The sequence below is a fragment of the Modestobacter sp. VKM Ac-2984 genome, assembly GCF_026967985.1.
In the GTDB taxonomy this organism is placed as follows: domain Bacteria; phylum Actinomycetota; class Actinomycetes; order Mycobacteriales; family Geodermatophilaceae; genus Modestobacter.
Genome location: NZ_JAPVBJ010000005.1, coordinates 134,722 through 153,288, shown reverse-complemented (window position 1 = coordinate 153,288; position 18,567 = coordinate 134,722). Strand labels below are relative to the sequence as shown.

Sequence of the window (18,567 nt, the reverse complement as noted above, 5' to 3'; positions counted from 1 at the left end):
GGGGTTCAGCTGGTGCGGGTCACCACGTACGTGCACAGCCCGGACAGCGCCTCCCGCACCGGACCGTCGGGCACCGCGGACAACCGGCTCCGGGCCCGGTCGGCGTATTCACCGAGCACCGCGGTCGCGCGGGCGAGCGAGGTCGAGCTGCGCAGCAGGGCGAGCGCCTCGGCGTGCTCGGCGTCGTCGACGACCGGGCCGGCCACCAGCTCGCGCAGCCGGGCCTCGGCCGGGTCGTCGCCGGCCAGGGCGAACAGCACCGGCAGGGTGGCGATCCCCTCGCGCAGGTCGGTGCCGGGCAGCTTCCCCGACGTGCCCCCCTCGCTGACGATGTCGATCAGGTCGTCGGAGAGCTGGAAGGCCACCCCGACCTCCTCACCGAACGCGGTGAGCGCGGTGACCAGCTCGGGGGCGGCGCCGGCGAACGAGGCGCCGAAGCGGGCGGAGGTGGCGACCAGCGACCCGGTCTTGTCGGCCAGCACCCCGAGGTGGTGGGCGACGGCGTCCTCGCCCGGCCGGGCGCCCACGGTCTCCCGGAGCTGGCCGGTGACCAGCCGCTCGAAGGTCTGCGCCTGCACCCGGACCGCCTCCGGGCCGAGGTCGGCCAGCAGGTCCGAGGCCCGGGCGAAGAGGAAGTCGCCGGTCAGGATGGCGACGCTGTTGGTCCAGCGGCTGTTGGCGCTCGGGGCGCCCCGGCGGACGGAGGCCTCGTCCATCACGTCGTCGTGGTACAGCGTGGCCAGGTGGGTCAGCTCGCAGACGACGGCGGCGTCGACGACCTCGGGGGCGTCCGCGTCGCCGAGCTGGGCGGCGAGCAGGGCCAGCACCGGCCGGAACCTCTTCCCGCCGGCGGCCATGAGGTGCCCGGCGACCTCGTTCACGAACGCGTGCTCGCTGGCGACCGAGGAGGCCAGCCTGGCCTCCACCCGCGCGAGCCCGTCGGACAGGGCCACACCCAGCTCGCCGTCGGGCAGCCAGGGGCCGATCGTCGAGGCCGGGCGGGCGGGCCGGTGCCAGGTCGGGCCCGCGCGCTGGGGGTCGAGTCCGCCGCCCTGGGGGCTGGTGGTGCCGGCTCCGGTCATCAACCGACGAAGATAGCCGTCGTCCACAGGCCTCGGCCCACCGGCCCGCTCCACCCCAGCCGCCCGGTCCACCGGCCCCGATCAGCCGACGAAGACCGCCGCCGACTCGGCCAGGTCCAGCACCGACCCGGGCAGGACGCCGAGCACCAGCGTGGCCGCCGCGGTGATCGCCAGCACGATCGTCGTCGGCAGCCCGGGGACGCCGACCGTGGGGCCGTCGGGTGCCGGGTCGGAGAAGTACATGAGCACGACCACCCGCAGGTAGAAGAACGCCGCGATCGCACTGGCGACCAGGGCGGTGACGACCAGCGGCCAGGCCCCGACCTCGATCGCGGCCCGGAAGACGGCGAACTTGCCGGTGAACCCGCTGGTGAGCGGGATCCCGGCGAGGGCCAGCAGGAAGAAGGTCATCAGGGCGGCCACGAGCGGGGAGCGCTGGGCCAGGCCGGCCCACTGGGAGAGGTGGGTTGCCTCGCCGTCGCCGTCCCGGACGAGGGTGATCAGCCCGAACGCGCCGAGCGTGGTGAGGCCGTAGGCGAGCAGGTAGAACATCGTCGCGGCCAGCCCGTAGCCGGTGCCGTCCGGGCCGAGCCCGATGACCCCGGTGAGCAGGAAGCCGGCGTGGGCGATCGAGGAGTAGGCCAGCATCCGCTTGACGTCGGTCTGGGTCAGTCCGAGCACCGCGCCGACGACCATGGAGACGATCGCCAGGCCGTAGATCAGCGGCCGCCAGGTCCAGTCGGCGGTGCCGAAGGCGACGTAGAGCAGCCGCAGCACCGCCCCGAAGGCGGCGACCTTGGTGGCCGCGGCCATGAAGGCGGTCACCGCCGTGGGTGCGCCCTGGTAGACGTCGGGGGTCCAGCTGTGGAACGGCGCGACGCTGGCCTTGAACATCAGCCCGACGACGAGCAGCCCCAGCCCGAGCACCATGAGGGCGCTCCCGCCCTCGGTCACCACGGCCACCCGGACGTCGGACAGCCGCACGCTGCCGGTGGCCCCGTAGACGAGGGCGAGCCCGTACAGGAAGAACGCCGAGGCGAAGGCACCGAGCAGGAAGTACTTGACCGCCGCCTCCTGGGACAGCAGCCGCCGGCGGCGGGCGAGCCCGCACAGCAGGTACAGCGGCAGGCTGAGCACCTCCAGCGCCACGAACATGATCAGCAGGTCGTTGGCGGCGGTGAACAGCATCATGCCGCCGATGGCGAAGGTGGCCAGCGGGTAGACCTCGGTCTGCACGCGCTCGGAGGTGGCCAGCTCCCGGTCCCGGACGCTGCCGGCCGGCACCGCGGCGGCGGCGACGAACGCCGACCGGGCCGGGTCCAGGGCGCGCTCGCTGAACAGCAGCACCGACAGCGCCCCCAGGACGGCGATCGTCCCCTGCAGGAACAGGGCCGGTCCGTCGACGGCCAGCGCCCCGGCCGCGGTGACGTCCTGTGTGCCGGCCAGCAGCACCGTGGCGACGAGGGCCCCGATCGTGCCGACGAGGGCGATCGCCACCTGCACGGGGTGGCGCACCGCCCGGGGGGCGAACGCCTCGACCAGGACGCCCACCGCCGCGGCGCCGAAGACGAACAGCAGTGGCGCGAGCGCCGCGAACGACAGCTCCGGTGCCTCGATGGCGCCCATCAGTCGGTCCCCCCGGTCCCGGTGCTGCCCGGTGCAGCCGGCGTGCTGCCCCCGGGGTCGACACCGATGTCGATCATGGTCGCCTCGACCGCCGGGCTGATCAGCTCGATCAGCGGTTGCGGGTACACCCCGAGCACCAGGATCAGGGCCACCAGCGGCGTGACGACGGCGATCTCCCGGCGGGACAGGTCGCGGACCGCCAGCACCCGGGCCCGCACCGGCGCCTCCAGCACCGCGGTCGCGCCTGTCCCGCCGGAGGCCGGTCGCACGGTGTCGCCGTCCCCGGCGTCGTCCTCGTCGACCAGGAGCACGCCGCGCGGCGGTCCGTGCATCACCCGCTGGTACATCAGCAGCACGTAGAGGGCGGCCAGCACGATGCCGACGGTGGCGATGATCGTGAAGACCGGGCGGGTCGGGAACGCCCCGATGAGCACGAGGAACTCGCTGACGAAGCTGTTGGTGCCCGGCAGCGCCAGCGACGCCAGGCCGGCGAGCAGGAAGACGCCGGCCAGCAGCGGCGCCTTGGCCGCCAGCCCGCCGTAGTCGCGGATCTGCCGGGAGCCGCCGCGGGCGATGACCATGCCGACGACGATGAACAGCAGGCCGGTCGCGATGCCGTGGTTGAACATGTAGAGCACCGCACCGGTCGCCGCCTCGGTGGTGAAGGCGAAGATGCCCAGCGCGATGAAGCCGAAGTGGGCGATCGAGGTGTAGGACACCAGCCGCTTCATGTCGCTCTGCCCGACGGCCAGCAGCGCCGCGTAGATGATCCCGGCGACTGCGAGCACCAGCACCCAGGGAGCCAGGTCCCGGGAGGCGTCGGGGAACAGCGGCAGGCAGTAGCGGAGGAAGCCGAAGGTGCCGACCTTGTCGAGCACGCCCACCAGGAGCACGGCGCCGCCGATGGGCGCCTCGGCCCCGGAGTCGGGCAGCCAGGTGTGGAAGGGCACCAGCGGCGCCTTGATCGCGAAGGCGAGGAAGAAGCCGGCGAACAGCAGCTTCTGCACGTTCGGGTCGATCTCCAGCTGGCGCAGCGCATCGAAGGCGAAGGTGCCCTCCCCCAGCTGGGAGTTGCTGACCACGTACAGCCCGATCACCGAGGCGAGCATGACCAGCCCGCCGAGCAGGCTGTACAGGAAGAACTTCACCGCGGCGTACTGCCGGTTCGGGCCGCCGAAGCTGCCGATCAGGAAGTACATCGGGACGAGCATCGCCTCGAAGAAGACGTAGAACAGGAAGACGTCGGTGGCGGCGAAGACCCCGACCATCAGCGACTCGAGCAGCAGCAGCCAGGCCCAGAAGGCGGTCATCGACCGCGCCGGGCGGCCCGGCCGGGGCGGCGGGGTGTCCCGCCACGAGGCGCCGACGACGACCGGCACCAGCACGCCGATCAGCAGCAGCATCGACAGCGCGATGCCGTCGACGCCGAGGGCGAACTCGACCCCGAAGTCGGGGATCCAGGCCACCGAGGTGGTCAGCTGGAACCGCTCACCGCCGGGGTCGAAGGCGATCGTGGTGAGCACGGCGAGCAGCAGGACGAGCAGGCTCACCGCCAGGGCGAGCTGGCGGGCCAGCGCCTCCCGGGCGGCCGGCAGCGCCGCGACCACCGCCGCACCGACCGCCGGGACGGCGATCATCAGGACCAGCCAGGGGACGTCGCTCACGGCTGGGCCGCCTCTCCGCGGGTGGGGGTGTCAAGGGTGGTCATGCCGTCACCGCGAGCAGCGCGCCGGCGACCAGCACCGCGCCGCCGAGGATGCCGAGGGCGTAGCTGCGGACGAACCCGGTCTGCACCCGCCCCAGCCGGGCCGATCCGCCGCCCAGGGCCGCGGCCGCGCCGTTGACCGCGCCGTCCACCCCGCGGGCGTCCAGCCAGACCAGCGCACGGGTCAGCCACATCCCCGGGCGCATGACCAGCGACTCGTTGACCGTGTCGGCGTAGAGGCCGCGGCGGGCGGCGGTGACCACCGGTGAGACGCGGACCGGCGCCGTCGTCGGCACCTCGCGTCGACCGACGTACAGCCAGGCCGTGAGCGCCCCGAGGGCGACGACGACGGTGACGACGATGCTGACCACCAGCGGCGACACCAGGTGCGCGGCCTCCTCCGGTTCCCCGAACACCGGCTCCAGCCAGCCGCTGAGCGGGAAGACCGCCACCAGCAGGAAGCCCGCGGCGACCGACCCGACGGCGAGCAGCACCATCGGCGCCGTCATCGACGGTGGCGCCTCGTGCGGGTGCACCCCGTCCTCCCACCGGGGCGTGCCGAAGAAGGTCATCAGCATCAGCCGGGTCATGTAGAAGGCGGTGAGCCCGGCGCCGAGGACGGCGACCCCGCCGAGCACCCAGCCCGACCAACCGCCGCGGTCCAGCGCGACCTCGATGATCGCGTCCTTGGTCCACCAGCCGGAGAGGAACGGGAAGCCGATCAGCGCCAGGTACCCCAGCCCGAAGGTGACGAAGGTGATCGGCAGCCGCCTGGCCAGGCCGCCGAAGCGGCGCATGTCGACCGAGTCGTCCATCGCGTGCATCACCGAGCCGGCGCCGAGGAACAGCCCGGCCTTGAAGAACCCGTGGGCCAGCAGGTGCGCGATGGCGGCCGCGTAGCCGACCGGGCCCAGCCCCACGGCCAGGAACATGTAGCCGATCTGGCTGACCGTGGAGTAGGCCAGCACCTTCTTGATGTCGTCGTGGGCGCAGCCGGCGATCGCCCCGATCAGCAGGGTGACCGCCCCGACGGCCAGGACGACGGTGCGCGCGGTGGGCGTGGCGTCGTAGAGCGGGGCGCTGCGGGCGATCAGGTAGACCCCGGCGGTCACCATCGTGGCGGCGTGGATCAGCGCCGAGACCGGGGTCGGGCCCTCCATCGCGTCGGGCAGCCAGGCCTGCAGCGGGAACTGGCCGGACTTGCCGCAGGCGCCGAGCAGCAGGAGCAGCCCGATCGCGGTGACGGTGCCGCCGGCGAGCAGTCCGACCGAGCCGAAGACGCCGGCGTAGGACGTCGTCCCGAGCTGGGCGAACATCAGGAAGATCGCCAGCGCCAGGCCGACGTCCCCGACCCGGTTCATCAGGAAGGCCTTCTTGGCCGCCGTGGCCGCTGCCGGGCGGGTGTGCCAGAACGCGATGAGCAGGTAGGACGCCAGGCCGACGCCCTCCCAGCCGACGTAGAGGGCGACGTAGCTGTTGCCCAGCACCAGCAGCAGCATCGCCGCGACGAACAGGTTGAGGTAGGCGAAGAACCGGCGGCGGCCGGGGTCGTGCGCCATGTAGCCGATCGAGTAGACGTGGATCAGCGCGCCGACCCCGGTGATCAGCAGGACGAACACCGCTGACAGCGGGTCCAGCAGCAGCCCGGCGGTGACGTCGAGGCTGCCGGTCTCGATGAAGGTGAACAGGTCCAGGCTCACCGCGCGGCCGGCGCGCTCGGTCAGCGCGACGGTGCAGGCCACGGCGAGGGCGAAGGCGGCGACCACGGTGCCGGTGGCCAGCAGGTGACCCCACCGGTCGGTGCGCCGCCCACCCAGCAGCAGCAGCGCAGCGCCGGCCAGCGGCAGCACGATCACCAGCCACGTGACGGACAACAGCCCGTCGACCGGCACCGACGCAGGCACGACCTCGTTCACTCCTGGCTCCCCGTTCCGCTCAGTACTTCAGCAGGTTGACGTCATCGACGGAGGCCGAGCGGCGGGTGCGGTAGATCGACATGATGATGGCCAGGCCGACGACCACCTCCGCGGCGGCGACGACCATCACGAACAGGGCGATGACCTGCCCCTCGACCGTCCCGGTGCTCCGGGCGAAGGTGATCAGGGTGAGGTTCACCGAGTTGAGCATCAGCTCGATGCACATGAAGACCACGATCGCGTTGCGCCGCACCAGCACACCGACCGCGCCGATCGTGAACAGGATCGCGGCGAGCACCAGGTAGTTCGTGATGGTCATCGGGGAGCGCCCTCTCCGCTGCCGGGGACCGGGCCGGTGGTGCCGCCGCCGATCGTGCCGAGCGCCGCGTCGGTGCCCCCGGCGTGTGGCAGCCCCTCTCGCTCGGCGCCGACGCTGCCGGTGCGCGGCAGCTCGTCGACCTGCACGGGCTCGACCCCGGTGGCGAAGCTGCTCGGCGCGGGGCTGCCGTCGGGGAGCCGGCCGGGCGCGGCGATGGAGTTGGCCCGCGCGTAGACGCCGGGCCCGGGCAGCGTCTGCGGCCGGTCGGTGAGGAACCTGGCCCGGGAGCGCTCCTTCTGGCTGCGCGCAGTGCCGGGCTCCCGTTCGGCGTGGGTGAGCAGCAACGCCCCGACGGCGGCCACGATGAGCAGCGCGCCGGTGACCTCGAAGGCCAGCACGAACCGGCCGTAGAGCACGGCCGCGATCGCCTCGACGTTGCCGGCGGCCGGCCCGCCCACGGTGCCCTGCACCGCCGTGAGCCCGACCACGGGCAGGTCCTCGGTGGCCCGCGCGACGCCGGCGCCGACCAGCCCGGCGAAGCCGATGCCCAACAGGATCGCGGCCACCCGCTGCCCGCGCAGCGTCTCGACCACCGAGTCCGACGTCTCCCGGCCGACCAGCATCAGCACGAAGAGGAAGAGGATCATGATCGCGCCGGTGTAGACGATGATCTGCGCCGCACCCAGGAACGGCGCCTCCTGGACGACGTAGAAGACGCCCAGGCTGAGCATCGTGGCGACCAGCCACAGCGCGGAGTGCACGGCGTTGCGGGACAGCACCATGCCGAGCGCCCCGGCCAGGGCGACCGGGGCCAGCACCCAGAAGACGATGGTCTCCCCGGTGCCGATGACCACCCCGGTGTCCGCTGCGGCGGCCCCGATCTCCAAGGCCGCGACCTCCATGGCCAGCACACTCATGCCCGCTCCCCGATCACCGGCTCGGCGTCCGATCCGGGCTGCGGCGCCCGCACGTAGTAGTCCTGCTCGTTCTCGCCCAGCCGCATCGGGTGCGGGGGCTGCTCCATCCCGGGCAGCAGCGGGGCCATCAGCTGTTCCTTGGTGTAGATAAGCGCCTGGCGGTCGTCGTCGGCGAGCTCGAAGTCGTTGCTCATCGTCAGCGACCGGGTGGGGCAGGCCTCGATGCACAGCCCGCAGAAGATGCAGCGCAGGTAGTTGATCTGGTAGACGGCGCCGTAGCGCTCACCCGGGGAGAAGCGGGCGTCCTCGGTGTTGTCCCCGCCCTCGACGTAGATGGCGTCGGCCGGGCAGGCCCAGGCGCAGAGCTCGCAGCCCACGCACTTCTCCAGGCCGTCGGGGTGCCGGTTGAGCACGTGCCGGCCGTGGTAGCGCGGCTTGGTCTGCTTCGGGACCTCCGGGTACTCCTCGGTGGTCACCTTCTTGAACATGGTGGCGAAGGTGACGCCGAACCCCTGGGCGGGCCCGGGCAGCCAGCTGGACCGCTTGCCGGGGGCCGTGTTGGACTGCCCCTCGGAGGACTGCCGGGCGATGGCCGTGCCCTCCCGCCGGGCCGGGCTGGCGCCTGACGTCGGCTCGGTGGGGGGCGGCGGGGTGGGCTCAGACATCGTCGGTCTCCTCAGGCGTGGTCGAGCTGCTGCGCCGGCCGGTGCCGACCACGGTCCCGGCGCCGACGGCCTCCCGGCGGCGCAGCCGCGGGGAGGGCGGGACGACCAGGTCCATCGGGGGCACCGGGAACCCGCCGGAGGCCCGGTCCCGGTCCCGGGGGTCCAACACCTGCGGCTCGGCCGGCGCCGGCCCGCCGGCGGCGGCCTCGCGTGCGGCGACCCGGGTGTCCCGGTTGCGCATCCGGGAGGCCAGCAGCAGCCCGCCCAGCAGCACCAGCGCGATCGGCACCCCGACGAAGACGGCGACCTGACCGGCGTCCAGGTCGGACTCCCGGGCGACGGCGCGCAGCGTCGCCACGACGAGGATCCAGACCAGCCCGACCGGGACCAGCACCTTCCAGCCGAAGCGCATGAACTGGTCGTAGCGGAGCCGGGGCAGCGTGCCGCGGAGCCAGACGAAGAAGAACAGCGCGACGACGACCTTGGCGAAGAACCACAGCAGCGGCCACCAGCCGGTGTTGGCGCCGTCCCAGATCGAGATCGGCCAGGGCGCCCGCCAGCCGCCGAGGAACAGCGTGGCGGCCAGCGCGGAGACGGTGACGATGTTGATGTACTCGGCCAGGAAGAACAGCGCGAACTTCAGCGACGAGTACTCGGTGTGGAACCCGCCGACCAGCTCGCTCTCGGCCTCGGGGAGGTCGAAGGGCGCCCGGTTGGTCTCGCCCACCACGGCGATGACGTAGATGACGAAGGAGACCGGCAGCAGGACGGCGAACCAGCTGGGCCCGGTGAACTCCAGCCCGAAGAAGGACAGCTCGGTGCCGTCGGCCTGGGCGGCCACGATCTCCGAGGTCGACATCGAGCCGGCGTAGAGGAAGACCGCGACGATCGACAGGCCCATCGCGATCTCGTAGCTGATCATCTGCGCCGCGCTGCGCAGCGAGCCGAGCAGCGGGTAGGTCGACCCGGACGCCCAGCCACCGAGCACGATGCCGTAGACGCCCATCGCGGAGGCGGCCAGCACGATGAGCACCCCGATCGGGGAGTCGACGAGCTGCAGGGGTGTGCGTTCGCCGAAGATGCTGACCGTCGGGCCGAGCGGGATGACGGAGAAGGCCAGGAAGGCCGGGACGGTGGCGATGACCGGCGCCAGGAAGTACACCGGCTTGTCGGCCAGCGCCGGCATGATGTCCTCCTTGAACGCCAGCTTCAGGCCGTCGGCGAGGCTCTGCAGGTAGCCGCGCGGCCCGACCCGGTTGGGGCCGATCCGCTGCTGCATCCGGGCGACGACCTTCCGTTCGAAGACGATGGCGAACAGCGTCATCAGGACCAGCACCCCGAAGATGCCGACGATCTTGATGAGCACGATCCACCAGACGTCGTTCCCGAAGTCCTCCAGCGTCGGCTGGTCGGCGGCGGCGAAGACGGTCACTCCTGGGCTCCCCGCAGGCTCGAGAGGGACGTCGCGCCGGCCGGGGTCGGCGGCGGCCCGGCGAGCCGGACGACGGCACCGGGGCCGGCGCCGAGCTGGGCGCGGACCTCGCTGCCCGGGGAGCGCATCGGCAACCAGACCACCCCGTCGGGCATCTCGACCAGCCGCACCGGCAGGGTGACCGCCCCGGCCGGACCGGTGACGGTGAGCGGGTCGCCGTCGGCGAGGCCGAGCCGGCGGGCGGCGTCCTTGCCCAGCCGGGCGACCGGGGGCCGGGCGGTGCCGGCCAGTGCCGGCTCCTCCCGCTGCAGCGTCCCGGTGTCGACCAGCTGTCGCCAGGAGGCGAGCACCGCCTCGTCGTCGGCGAGCTCCGGCAGCGGTGCCGGGGCGACGTCGGCGCCGGTGCCGGCGGGTGCCTGCGCGGCGCCGCCGAGGGCGGTCAGCTGGGCGCGGACCTCGGTCACCGAGCCCACCCGCAGGTCGATGCCGAGGTGCTCGGCCAGGCCTTGGAGCACCCGGCCGTCGGTGAGCTGCCCGGTGCCGTGCAGGGTCGCGTCGAACGGGCGGACCCGGCCCTCCCAGTCCAGGTAGCTGCCGGCCTTCTCCGGGGCGGCGGCGACCGGGAGGACGACGTCGGCGTGCGCGGTGACCGCGGTCGGGAACAGCTCCAGGCTGACCACGAACCGGGCGCTCTGCAGCGCCTGCTCGGCGAGCAGCGGGTCGGGCAGGTCGGCGGGGTCGACGCCCCCGACCAGCAGCCCGGCGAGGGCGCCGTTGCGCACGGCGGTGAGGATGCCGGTGAGGTCGCGCCCCGGGGTCGCCGGGACGTCGGCGCCCCAGCGCTGGGCGACGGCGGCCCGGTCGGCGGCGTTGGCGACGGTGCGGCCGCCGGGGAGCAGGGTGGGCAGCGCGCCGGCCTCGACCGCGCCTCGCTCCCCTGCCCGGCGGGGCACCCAGCCGATCCGGGCGCCGGTCTCGGCGGCGAGGGCGCTGACCGCGGAGAACCCGCCGGGCAGCTCGGCCAGCCGCTCGCCGGCCAGGATGACGGCGCCCGGGCGGAACAGCGCGACGGCCGCGTCGGCCAGCACGCCGTCCACCGGGTTGGCGGCCAGGTCGCGGAGCAGCTGGGCCTCCTGGCCCGGGACGGTGGTCAGCACGGTGGCCTGCAGCTTCTCCGCGGCCCGGGTGCCGAAGGGGGCGACGTCGAACACCTGCATGCCCGCCGTCCGCACGGCCCGGCGCAGCCGCAGGAAGACGATCGGCGACTCCTCCTCCGGCTCGAAGCCGACCAGCAGCACGGCGGGGGCGGCGGTCAGGTCGTCGTAGCTGACCGCACCGGCCCCGGGCGCGGTGCCGGCGACGTGCGCGGCCAGGAAGTCCAGCTCCTCGGCGGAGTGCGCACGGGCCCGGGCGTCGACGTCGTTGGTGCCCAGCGCCACGCGGGCGAAGGCGGCGTAGGCGTAGGCGTCCTCGACGGTCAGCCGGCCACCGGGCAGCACCCCGACCCCGCCGGCCGCGCGCGCGGCCCGCAGCCCCTCGGCCGCGGCGGCCCAGGCCTCCGGCCACGAGGCCGGCTGCAGCTCACCGTCCCGGCGGACCAGCGGCGTCATCAGCCGCTCGTTGCTGCTGGCGTAGCGGAAGGCGTAGCGGCCCTTGTCGCAGTTCCACTCCTGGTTGACCGCCGGGTCCTCCCCGGCCAACCGCCGGGTCACCGTGCCGCGCCGGTAGTCGGTGCGCTGGGCACAGCCGCTGGCGCAGTGCTCGCAGACGCTGGGCTCGCTGCGCAGGTCGAACGGGCGGGCGCGGAACCGGTAGGTGGCGCTGGTCAGCGCGCCGACCGGGCAGATCTGGGTGGTGTTGCCGGAGAAGTAGGACTCGAACGGCTCGTCCTCGTAGATCGCCACCTGCTCCAGCGCGCCGCGCTCGAACAGCTCGATGAACGGGTCGCCGGCCACCTGCTGGCTGAACCGGGTGCAGCGCGCGCAGAGCACGCAGCGCTCGCGGTCCAGCAGCACCTGGGAGCTGATCGGCAGCGGCTTGGGGTAGGTGCGCTTCGTCTCGACGAACCGGGACTCGCTGCGCCCGTTGCTCATCGCCTGGTTCTGCAGCGGGCACTCCCCGCCCTTGTCGCAGACCGGGCAGTCCAGCGGGTGGTTGACCAGCAGCAGCTCCATCGTGCCCTGCTGGGCCTTGTCCGCGACCGGGCTGGTGAGCTGGGTCTGCACCACCATGTCCGGGGTCACCGGGGTGGTGCAGGAGGCCACCGGCTTGCGCTGCCCCTCCACCTCCACCAGGCACTGCCGGCAGGCGCCGATCGGGTCGAGCAGCGGGTGGTCGCAGAACCGCGGGATCTGCACGCCGATCTGCTCGGCGGCCCGGATGATCAGCGTGCCCTTCGGCACGGCGACCGGGAAACCGTCGATGGTGCAGTGCACGGCGTCGGGTGGGGTGTGCGGACCGGGCGCGCCCGGCGGCAGCGCCGGCGCGGGCTCGGGGGTGGCTGGGGTGAGGGTCATCAGGCTGCTCCAACCGGCTCGAGCCGCAGCGAACGACCGAGGCGGGCCTGCTCCTCGGCCGGCAGCAGCGCGACGTAGTCGTCCTTGAAGTACTTCAGCGAGCTGGCGATGCAGCTGGTCGCACCGTCGCCGAGGGCGCAGAACGAGCGGCCCAGGATGTTGTCGCAGGTGTCGGTGAGCAGGTCGAGGTCGGCGGCCCGGCCCTGCCCGTGCACCAGCCGCTCCAGGATCTGGACCAGCCAGTAGGTGCCCTCCCGGCAGGGGGTGCACTTGCCGCAGCTCTCGTGCGCGTAGAACTCGGTGAACCGCAGGGTCGCCTCGACGATCGAGTCGGTCTCGTCGAAGACCATCAGCGCGGTGGTGCCCAGCATCGAGCCGGCCTTGGCCACCGAGTCGAAGTCCAGCGGGACGTCGAGGTGCTCCGCGGTGAAGTACGGGGTCGAGGAGCCGCCCGGCGTCCAGAACTTCAGCTCGTGACCGGGCCGGACGCCGCCGGCCATGGCCAGCAGCTCGCGCATCGTCGTCCCCATCGGGGCCTCGTACTGGCCGGGGTGCACCACCCGCCCCGACAGCGAGTAGATCTTCGGGCCCGGCGACTTCTCCGGGCCCATGCTCTTGAACCACTCGGCGCCACCGCGGACCACGTACGGCACGCTGGCCAGCGTCTCCACGTTGTTGATCACCGTCGGGGAGCCGTAGAGGCCGGCGACGGCGGGGAACGGCGGCTTGAGCCGGGGCTGCCCGCGGTAGCCCTCCAGGGAGTCCAGCAGCGCCGTCTCCTCGCCACAGATGTAGGCGCCGGCGCCGGCGTGCACCACCAGCTCGAGGTCGTAGCCCGACCCCAGCACGTCGGTGCCGAGGTAGCCGGCGGCGTACGCCTCCTGCACGGCGGCCATCAGCCGGCGGTGGGCGTGCACCGCCTCACCGCGGACGTAGATGACGGCGAAGCGCGAGCGGATGGCGTAGGCGGTGATGATCACGCCCTCCACCAGCGAGTGCGGGTCGGCCATCATCAGCGGCAGGTCCTTGCAGGTGCCCGGCTCGCCCTCGTCGGCGTTGACCACCAGGTACTTCGGCGCCGCCGCCGGGCCGGTCGGGGTCTCCCCCGGCTTGGGCTGCGGGATGAAGCTCCACTTCATCCCGGTGGGGAAGCCGGCGCCGCCGCGGCCGCGCAGTCCGGAGTCCTTGACCAGCGCGACGACGTCGTCCGGCGCCATCTCCAGGGCCGAGCGGAGGGCGCGGTAGCCGTCCAGGCGTTCGTAGGTCTCCAGCGTCCAGGAGCGGGGCGCGTCGAAACGCGCGGTGAGGACGGGGGTCAGGGGCATCTCAGGCCTCCCGTTCGATCGAGCTGTTCTGCCCGGCGCCGGAGCGGGTGGGCGGGGTGTCGGTGCCCTCGCGGCCGCGCTCGGCCGGCTGTCGGCCGGCGGGCTCGGGGGTGTCCGGGTGGTGCTGCGCCGCGCCGGCCCGCTCGGCCGGGGTGTCGGCGGAGGCGACGGCGGTGTCGGCGGCCTGCTCGGACGGCGTCTCGCCCGGCGCTCCGGCGGGTTCGACGTCCGGCTCGGGTGCCTGCTCGGGCTGGGCGTCGCCCATCGGCGGCGCGGACTCACCGCGCTCGGCGGCCAGCCGCACCCCGACCAGCGTCGGTCCACCGGCCGACGGGCCGTCGATCGCCGCCCGCTCGGCCTCGAGGTCGGCGTGCTGGGAGAAGCCGGCCAGCTGGCGGGAGACACCGCGGAAGTCGGTCAGCGGCGCCCCGCGGGTGGGCGGCGGCTTCTCCCCCATCCGTAGTGCGGTGACCAGCGCCCGGGCCGACTCGACGTCCTGCTGGTCGTAGAACTCGTAGTCGACGGTGACCACCGGCGCGTAGTCGCAGGCGGCCAGACACTCGGCGTGCTCGAGGGTGACCGAGCCGTCGGGCGCGGTCTGGTCGTGGCCGACGCCGAGGTCGGCGGAGACGGCGTCGTAGATCCGCTGCCCGCCCAGGACGGCGCAGAGCGTGTTGGTGCAGACGCTGACCAGGTGCCGGCCGGTCGGATGCCGCTTGTACATCGTGTAGAAGGTCGCGACCGCGCCCACCTCGGCCTTGGTCAGCCCGAGCAGCCGGGCGCAGAAGCCGACGCCCTCGGGCGAGACGTAGCCCTGCACCGACTGGACCAGGTGCAGCATCGGCAGCAGCGCCGACCGCTCCTGCGGGTAGCGGGCCATCAGCTCGCGGGCCTCGGCCTCGGTCTGCTCGGTCAGCGGCGGCAGGTCCGGGGCGGCCGGCTCGACCGGGCTGGAGTCCAGCCCGGTGACCGCCGTCCCCTCCTCCGACCCCGGCAGTGCGCTCATCTGTCGACGCCCCCCATCACGGGGTCGATGGAGGCGATCGCGGCGATGACGTCGGCGATCATGCCGCCCTCGCTCATCGCCGCGGTGGCCTGCAGGTTGACGAAGCTGGGGTCACGGACGTGCACCCGGAACGGGCGGGTCCCGCCGTCGCTGACCACGTGGTAGCCGAGCTCCCCGCGGGGGGACTCGATGGCCGTGTAGACCTGGCCGGCCGGCACCCGGAAGCCCTCGGTGACCAGCTTGAAGTGGTGGATCAGGGCCTCCATCGACTGGCCCATGATGTGCCGGACGTGGTCCAGGGAGTTGCCCATCCCGTCGGCGCCGAGGGACAGCTGCGCCGGCCAGGCGATCTTCTTGTCCTCGACCATCACCGGCCCGGGCTCCAGCCGGTCCAGCGCCTGACCGATGATCTTGATGGACTCGGTGATCTCGCCCATCCGCACCAGGTAGCGGCCCCACGCGTCGCAGGTGTCGGCCGTCGGCACCTCGAAGTCGTAGGTCTCGTAGCCCAGGTACGGCTCGACCTTGCGCATGTCCCAGGGCAGCCCGGCCGCGCGGAGCACGGGCCCCGTGACGCCGAGGGCCACGCAGCCGGTGAGGTCCAGGTAGCCGACGTCCTTGAGCCGGCGCTGCCAGATCGGCTGACCGGTGAGCAGCCGGTGGGTGCCCGCGACCCGCTCGGGGAGGACGGCGAGCAGCTCCCGCACGGACTCGACGGCGCCCTCGGGGAGGTCCTGCGCCAGCCCGCCGGGGCGGACGTAGGCGTGGTTCATCCGCAGCCCGGTGATCTCCTCGAGCACGTCGAGGACCAGCTCCCGCTCCCGGAAGCCGTTGGTCATGCCGGTGAGCGCGCCCATCTCCATGCCGAAGGTGGCCAGCGCGACCAGGTGCGAGGCGATCCGGTTGAGCTCCATGACCAGCACCCGGATGGTCTGCGCCCGGGGCGGCGCCTCGATGCCGAGCAGCTTCTCCACGGCCAGGCAGTAGGCGGTCTCGTTGAACAGCGGGGCCAGGTAGTCCATCCGCGTGACCAGGGTCGTGCCCTGGGTCCAGGTGCGGTACTCCGTCGTCTTCTCGATGCCGGTGTGCAGGTAGCCGATGACGACGCGGGCCTGGGTGACGGTCTCGCCCTCGAGGTCGAGCACCAGCCGGAGCACCCCGTGGGTCGAGGGGTGCTGCGGGCCCATGTTGACCACGAGCCGCTCGTCGTCGTGGGTGTCGGCGCCGAAGGTCTGGTCCCAGTCGCCGCCGGTGACCGTGTAGACCCGGCCCTCGGTGGTCTCCCGGGAGCCGGCGTACGGGTCGCTCGTCGTCGTCATCGGTAGCTCCGGCGCTCGTCGGGCGGGGGGATCTGGGCGCCCTTGTACTCGACCGGGACGCCGCCGAGCGGGTAGTCCTTGCGCTGGGGGTGGCCCTCCCAGTCGTCGGGCATGAGGATCCGGGTCAGCGCCGGGTGGCCGTCGAAGACGATGCCGAACATGTCCCAGGCCTCCCGCTCGTGCCAGTCCGCCGTGGGGTAGACGGAGCTGACCGACGGGACGTGCGGGTCCTCGGCGGTGACGGCCACCTCGAGCCGGACCCGGCGGCGGTAGGTCATCGAGGTCAGGTGGTAGACGACGTGCAGCCGGGGCCGCTCGGGCGTCGCGGCCGGGCCGCCGCTGTCGGCGTAGTCGACGCCGGAGACGCTGCTGCACAGCTCGAAGCGCAGCGACTCGTCGTCCCGCAGCGCCTGGACCAGGGTGAGCAGGTGCTCGCGGGCGACGAAGTACGTGATCTCGCCCCGGTCGACCAGGACCCGGTGGACGGCGGCGGCGTACGTGGCCGCGCCGACGGCGTCGATCAGCGCGTCGGTGACCTCGTCGAACCAGCCGCCGTAGGGCCGGTCGGTGGTGTGCAGCGCGACGGCGCCGCCGGGCTCGACCCGGACGAGGCCGCCGAAGCCGGAGGTGTCGCCGCTGCCGGTGACGCCGAAGGCGCCCTTGCGGAAGCCCCCGCCGGGCTCGGTCGCGGCCCCGAAGCCGGCCTCGTCGCTCATCGGTCCGCTCCGGGCAGGGCGACGGCGTTGCCTCCGCGCTGCTCGATGGCGAACTGGCCGGTGCGGCCCTCGGCGGCGGCCTGCTCGTAGGCGCGCTTCGCCGCCGGGTCCGCCCGGACGCTGGAGGGCATCGCCAGGTGCAGCTCCGGTGCCGTGCCGTTGGCGCGGGCGGCGGCCTGCTCCCGGGCGCGCTTGGCGCCCAGCGGCTGGTGCTGGATCTTGTGGTGCAGCTTGAGGATGGCGTCGGTGAGCATCTCCGGCCGCGGCGGGCAGCCGGGCAGGTACATGTCCACCGGGACGATGTGGTCGACGCCCTGCACGATCGCGTAGTTGTTGAACATGCCGCCGGAGCTGGCGCAGACGCCCATGGCGAGCACGTACCGCGGCTCGGGCATCTGGTCGTAGATCTGCCGGAGGACCGGGGCCATCTTCTGGCTGACCCGCCCCGCCACGATCATCAGGTCGGCCTGGCGCGGGGAGGCGCGGAAGACCTCCATGCCGAAGCGGGCCAGGTCGTAGCGGCCGGCGCCGGACGCCATCATCTCGATCGCACAGCAGGCCAGGCCGAACGTGGCCGGCCAGAGCGAGGACTTGCGGGTCCAGTTGACGAGCTTCTCGACGCTGGTCAGCAGGACGCCGCTCGGGAGCTTCTCCTCCAGGCCCATCTCAGCGCCCCCCGTCCGTCGTCGGTCTCGTGTCCGTCGGTCCTGTGTCGGTCGGTCCTGTGTCGATCAGTCCCACTCCAGCCCCCCGCGGCGCCACTCGTAGACGAAGGCGATGAAGACGGTGCCGATGAAGACCGCCATCGCGCCGAGGCCCCACAGGCCCAGCGCGTCGTTGGCGACGGCCCACGGGTAGAGGAAGACGATCTCGATGTCGAAGACGATGAAGAGCATCGCGGTGAGGAAGTACTTGACCGGGATCCGTCCGCCGGTGAGCGGCTGGTCGACCGGTTCGATCCCGCACTCGTAGGCCTGCACCTTCGCGCTGTTGTAGCGGCGCGGGCCGATGAACGGTGCTGCGGTGACCGAGAAGAGCGCGAAGCCCGCGGCGAGCACGAAGAGCCCGACCAGGGGCACGTAGTTCGACAGCATCAGCAGCCCCCGTGACAGGCGTTCCGCGGGACGGTGGGGGGCGTGCACGACCTCGGGCGGACCACTGCGACGACCTCCGCTCACATCCGACGACCGGGCGACCCCTTGTGAACTGCTTCACCCTGTGCTTGTGAACTGGTTCACAAGGTCGAGTGGCCGAAGCCTATGCCGAAGGGGTGTCGGAACACCAGGACCCCCGGTGATCGAGTTCACACCGGGGGTCCTGACAGGCCGTGAGAGCGCAGGTCAGCGGCTCACAGCGGCCCGGGGGCCGGGGCGGGCGGCGGCGCGGTGGGGTCGGTCGGGTCCGGGCCCGGGACGGGCGCCGGGGCCGGCGGGGAGATCGGGTCGGTCGGCGACGGGGACGGCGAGGGCGGCTGGGGCTCGGGGGTGGGCGGGATCGTCATGCCCCGGAGCCTGCTCCTCCCGAGGCGGACAGGGAACGCCGTCCGCTCCGGGCGCAACACCTCGCCGGCCGGCCCGGGCGGCGCTCACCGGGTGACGAGCTGTGCACGTCTGGTCCGGGCACCAGGCGTCGACATCTCGACACTCGGCGTCCGGGTCAGCGCGTCCACGAGGCGTCCGGCCGTCTGTCGACCCACGAGACCACGGCGGCGGACACCAGCAGGAGCGCAGGTACCAGGAGGTACAGCCCACCACTCAGCAACGTGACCAGCCCCCACGCGGCGGACACCAGCCCGAGCGCAGCGACGACCGCAGGGGCCAGCACCGTCCCGCGGACGCGCTCGACCCGCAGGGCGAGCGCCGCGCAGGCCGCAGGTGGGCCGAAGACGAGGAAGAAGACGGCCGACCCGCTGATCTCCCACACCCGGGGACCCAGCCAGACCGCGAGGCCGAGGACGCCCAGGAGTGAGACGACGATCAGCGCCCGGGCTCCCGGAGACGGGACGGCTTGGCGAACCACATCA

17 protein-coding genes are annotated in these 18,567 nt (G+C 73.1%); all 17 read right to left on the bottom strand.

The genetic code is table 11. The features are described from left to right. Window positions 1–5: 5 nt before the first annotated feature. Window positions 6–1,082 (bottom strand): polyprenyl synthetase family protein, encoded by a 1,077-nt coding sequence (locus tag O2W16_RS12390; RefSeq protein WP_269159131.1) that lies wholly within the window; start codon window positions 1,080–1,082, stop codon window positions 6–8. Window positions 1,083–1,163: 81 nt separating this feature from the next. Beyond that, on the bottom strand, window positions 1,164–2,708 hold the full coding sequence (gene nuoN / locus O2W16_RS12385; RefSeq protein ID WP_269159130.1) for an NADH-quinone oxidoreductase subunit NuoN: 1,545 nt from the start codon (window positions 2,706–2,708) through the stop codon (window positions 1,164–1,166). Then, window positions 2,708–4,372: an NADH-quinone oxidoreductase subunit M gene (locus O2W16_RS12380; RefSeq protein ID WP_269159129.1), complete on the bottom strand. Its 1,665-nt coding sequence runs from the start codon at window positions 4,370–4,372 to the stop codon at window positions 2,708–2,710. The genes nuoN and O2W16_RS12380 overlap by 1 nt, the downstream gene beginning before the upstream one ends. A 40-nt stretch (window positions 4,373–4,412) precedes the next feature. Next, the gene (gene nuoL / locus O2W16_RS12375; RefSeq protein ID WP_269159128.1) at window positions 4,413–6,329 is read right to left on the bottom strand and encodes an NADH-quinone oxidoreductase subunit L; all 1,917 of its coding nucleotides are present in this window, start codon (window positions 6,327–6,329) and stop codon (window positions 4,413–4,415) included. Between the two features lie 19 nt (window positions 6,330–6,348). Further along, window positions 6,349–6,648 carry an NADH-quinone oxidoreductase subunit NuoK gene (gene nuoK, locus O2W16_RS12370; RefSeq protein ID WP_166754891.1) on the bottom strand — a complete coding sequence of 100 codons (300 nt, stop codon included), beginning with the start codon at window positions 6,646–6,648 and terminating at the stop codon, window positions 6,349–6,351. Further along, window positions 6,645–7,565, bottom strand: a complete 921-nt coding sequence (locus tag O2W16_RS12365; RefSeq protein WP_269159127.1) for an NADH-quinone oxidoreductase subunit J — start codon at window positions 7,563–7,565, stop codon at window positions 6,645–6,647. The genes nuoK and O2W16_RS12365 overlap by 4 nt, the downstream gene beginning before the upstream one ends. Next, on the bottom strand, window positions 7,562–8,230 hold the full coding sequence (nuoI, locus tag O2W16_RS12360; RefSeq protein ID WP_269159126.1) for an NADH-quinone oxidoreductase subunit NuoI: 669 nt from the start codon (window positions 8,228–8,230) through the stop codon (window positions 7,562–7,564). Before nuoI ends, O2W16_RS12365 begins: the two co-directional genes overlap by 4 nt. Continuing rightward, a complete protein-coding gene (nuoH, locus tag O2W16_RS12355; protein ID WP_269159125.1) occupies window positions 8,223–9,662 on the bottom strand; it encodes an NADH-quinone oxidoreductase subunit NuoH in 1,440 nt (479 codons plus the stop codon). The genes nuoI and nuoH overlap by 8 nt, the downstream gene beginning before the upstream one ends. Beyond that, a complete protein-coding gene (locus O2W16_RS12350; RefSeq protein ID WP_269159124.1) occupies window positions 9,659–12,178 on the bottom strand; it encodes an NADH-quinone oxidoreductase subunit G in 2,520 nt (839 codons plus the stop codon). The genes nuoH and O2W16_RS12350 overlap by 4 nt, the downstream gene beginning before the upstream one ends. Further along, window positions 12,178–13,503: an NADH-quinone oxidoreductase subunit NuoF gene (gene nuoF / locus O2W16_RS12345; RefSeq protein ID WP_269159123.1), complete on the bottom strand. Its 1,326-nt coding sequence runs from the start codon at window positions 13,501–13,503 to the stop codon at window positions 12,178–12,180. Before nuoF ends, O2W16_RS12350 begins: the two co-directional genes overlap by 1 nt. A gap of 1 nt (window position 13,504) precedes the next feature. After that, window positions 13,505–14,509: an NADH-quinone oxidoreductase subunit NuoE gene (nuoE, locus tag O2W16_RS12340; RefSeq protein WP_269159122.1), complete on the bottom strand. Its 1,005-nt coding sequence runs from the start codon at window positions 14,507–14,509 to the stop codon at window positions 13,505–13,507. Then, window positions 14,506–15,828: an NADH-quinone oxidoreductase subunit D gene (locus O2W16_RS12335; protein ID WP_269159121.1), complete on the bottom strand. Its 1,323-nt coding sequence runs from the start codon at window positions 15,826–15,828 to the stop codon at window positions 14,506–14,508. The genes nuoE and O2W16_RS12335 overlap by 4 nt, the downstream gene beginning before the upstream one ends. After that, complete coding sequence (locus O2W16_RS12330) at window positions 15,825–16,544, bottom strand: NADH-quinone oxidoreductase subunit C (protein ID WP_269159120.1); 720 nt, start codon at window positions 16,542–16,544, stop codon at window positions 15,825–15,827. The genes O2W16_RS12335 and O2W16_RS12330 overlap by 4 nt, the downstream gene beginning before the upstream one ends. After that, complete coding sequence (locus O2W16_RS12325; protein WP_442928910.1) at window positions 16,541–17,209, bottom strand: NuoB/complex I 20 kDa subunit family protein; 669 nt, start codon at window positions 17,207–17,209, stop codon at window positions 16,541–16,543. Before O2W16_RS12325 ends, O2W16_RS12330 begins: the two co-directional genes overlap by 4 nt. Before the next feature lie 66 nt (window positions 17,210–17,275). Next, window positions 17,276–17,638 carry an NADH-quinone oxidoreductase subunit A gene (locus tag O2W16_RS12320; protein WP_373286324.1) on the bottom strand — a complete coding sequence of 121 codons (363 nt, stop codon included), beginning with the start codon at window positions 17,636–17,638 and terminating at the stop codon, window positions 17,276–17,278. Window positions 17,639–17,892: 254 nt separating this feature from the next. Next, window positions 17,893–18,045 carry a hypothetical protein gene (locus O2W16_RS12315; RefSeq protein WP_269159119.1) on the bottom strand — a complete coding sequence of 51 codons (153 nt, stop codon included), beginning with the start codon at window positions 18,043–18,045 and terminating at the stop codon, window positions 17,893–17,895. Between the two features lie 155 nt (window positions 18,046–18,200). Beyond that, window positions 18,201–18,563: a hypothetical protein gene (locus tag O2W16_RS12310; RefSeq protein ID WP_269159118.1), complete on the bottom strand. Its 363-nt coding sequence runs from the start codon at window positions 18,561–18,563 to the stop codon at window positions 18,201–18,203. Between the last annotated feature and the right edge of the window lie 4 nt (window positions 18,564–18,567).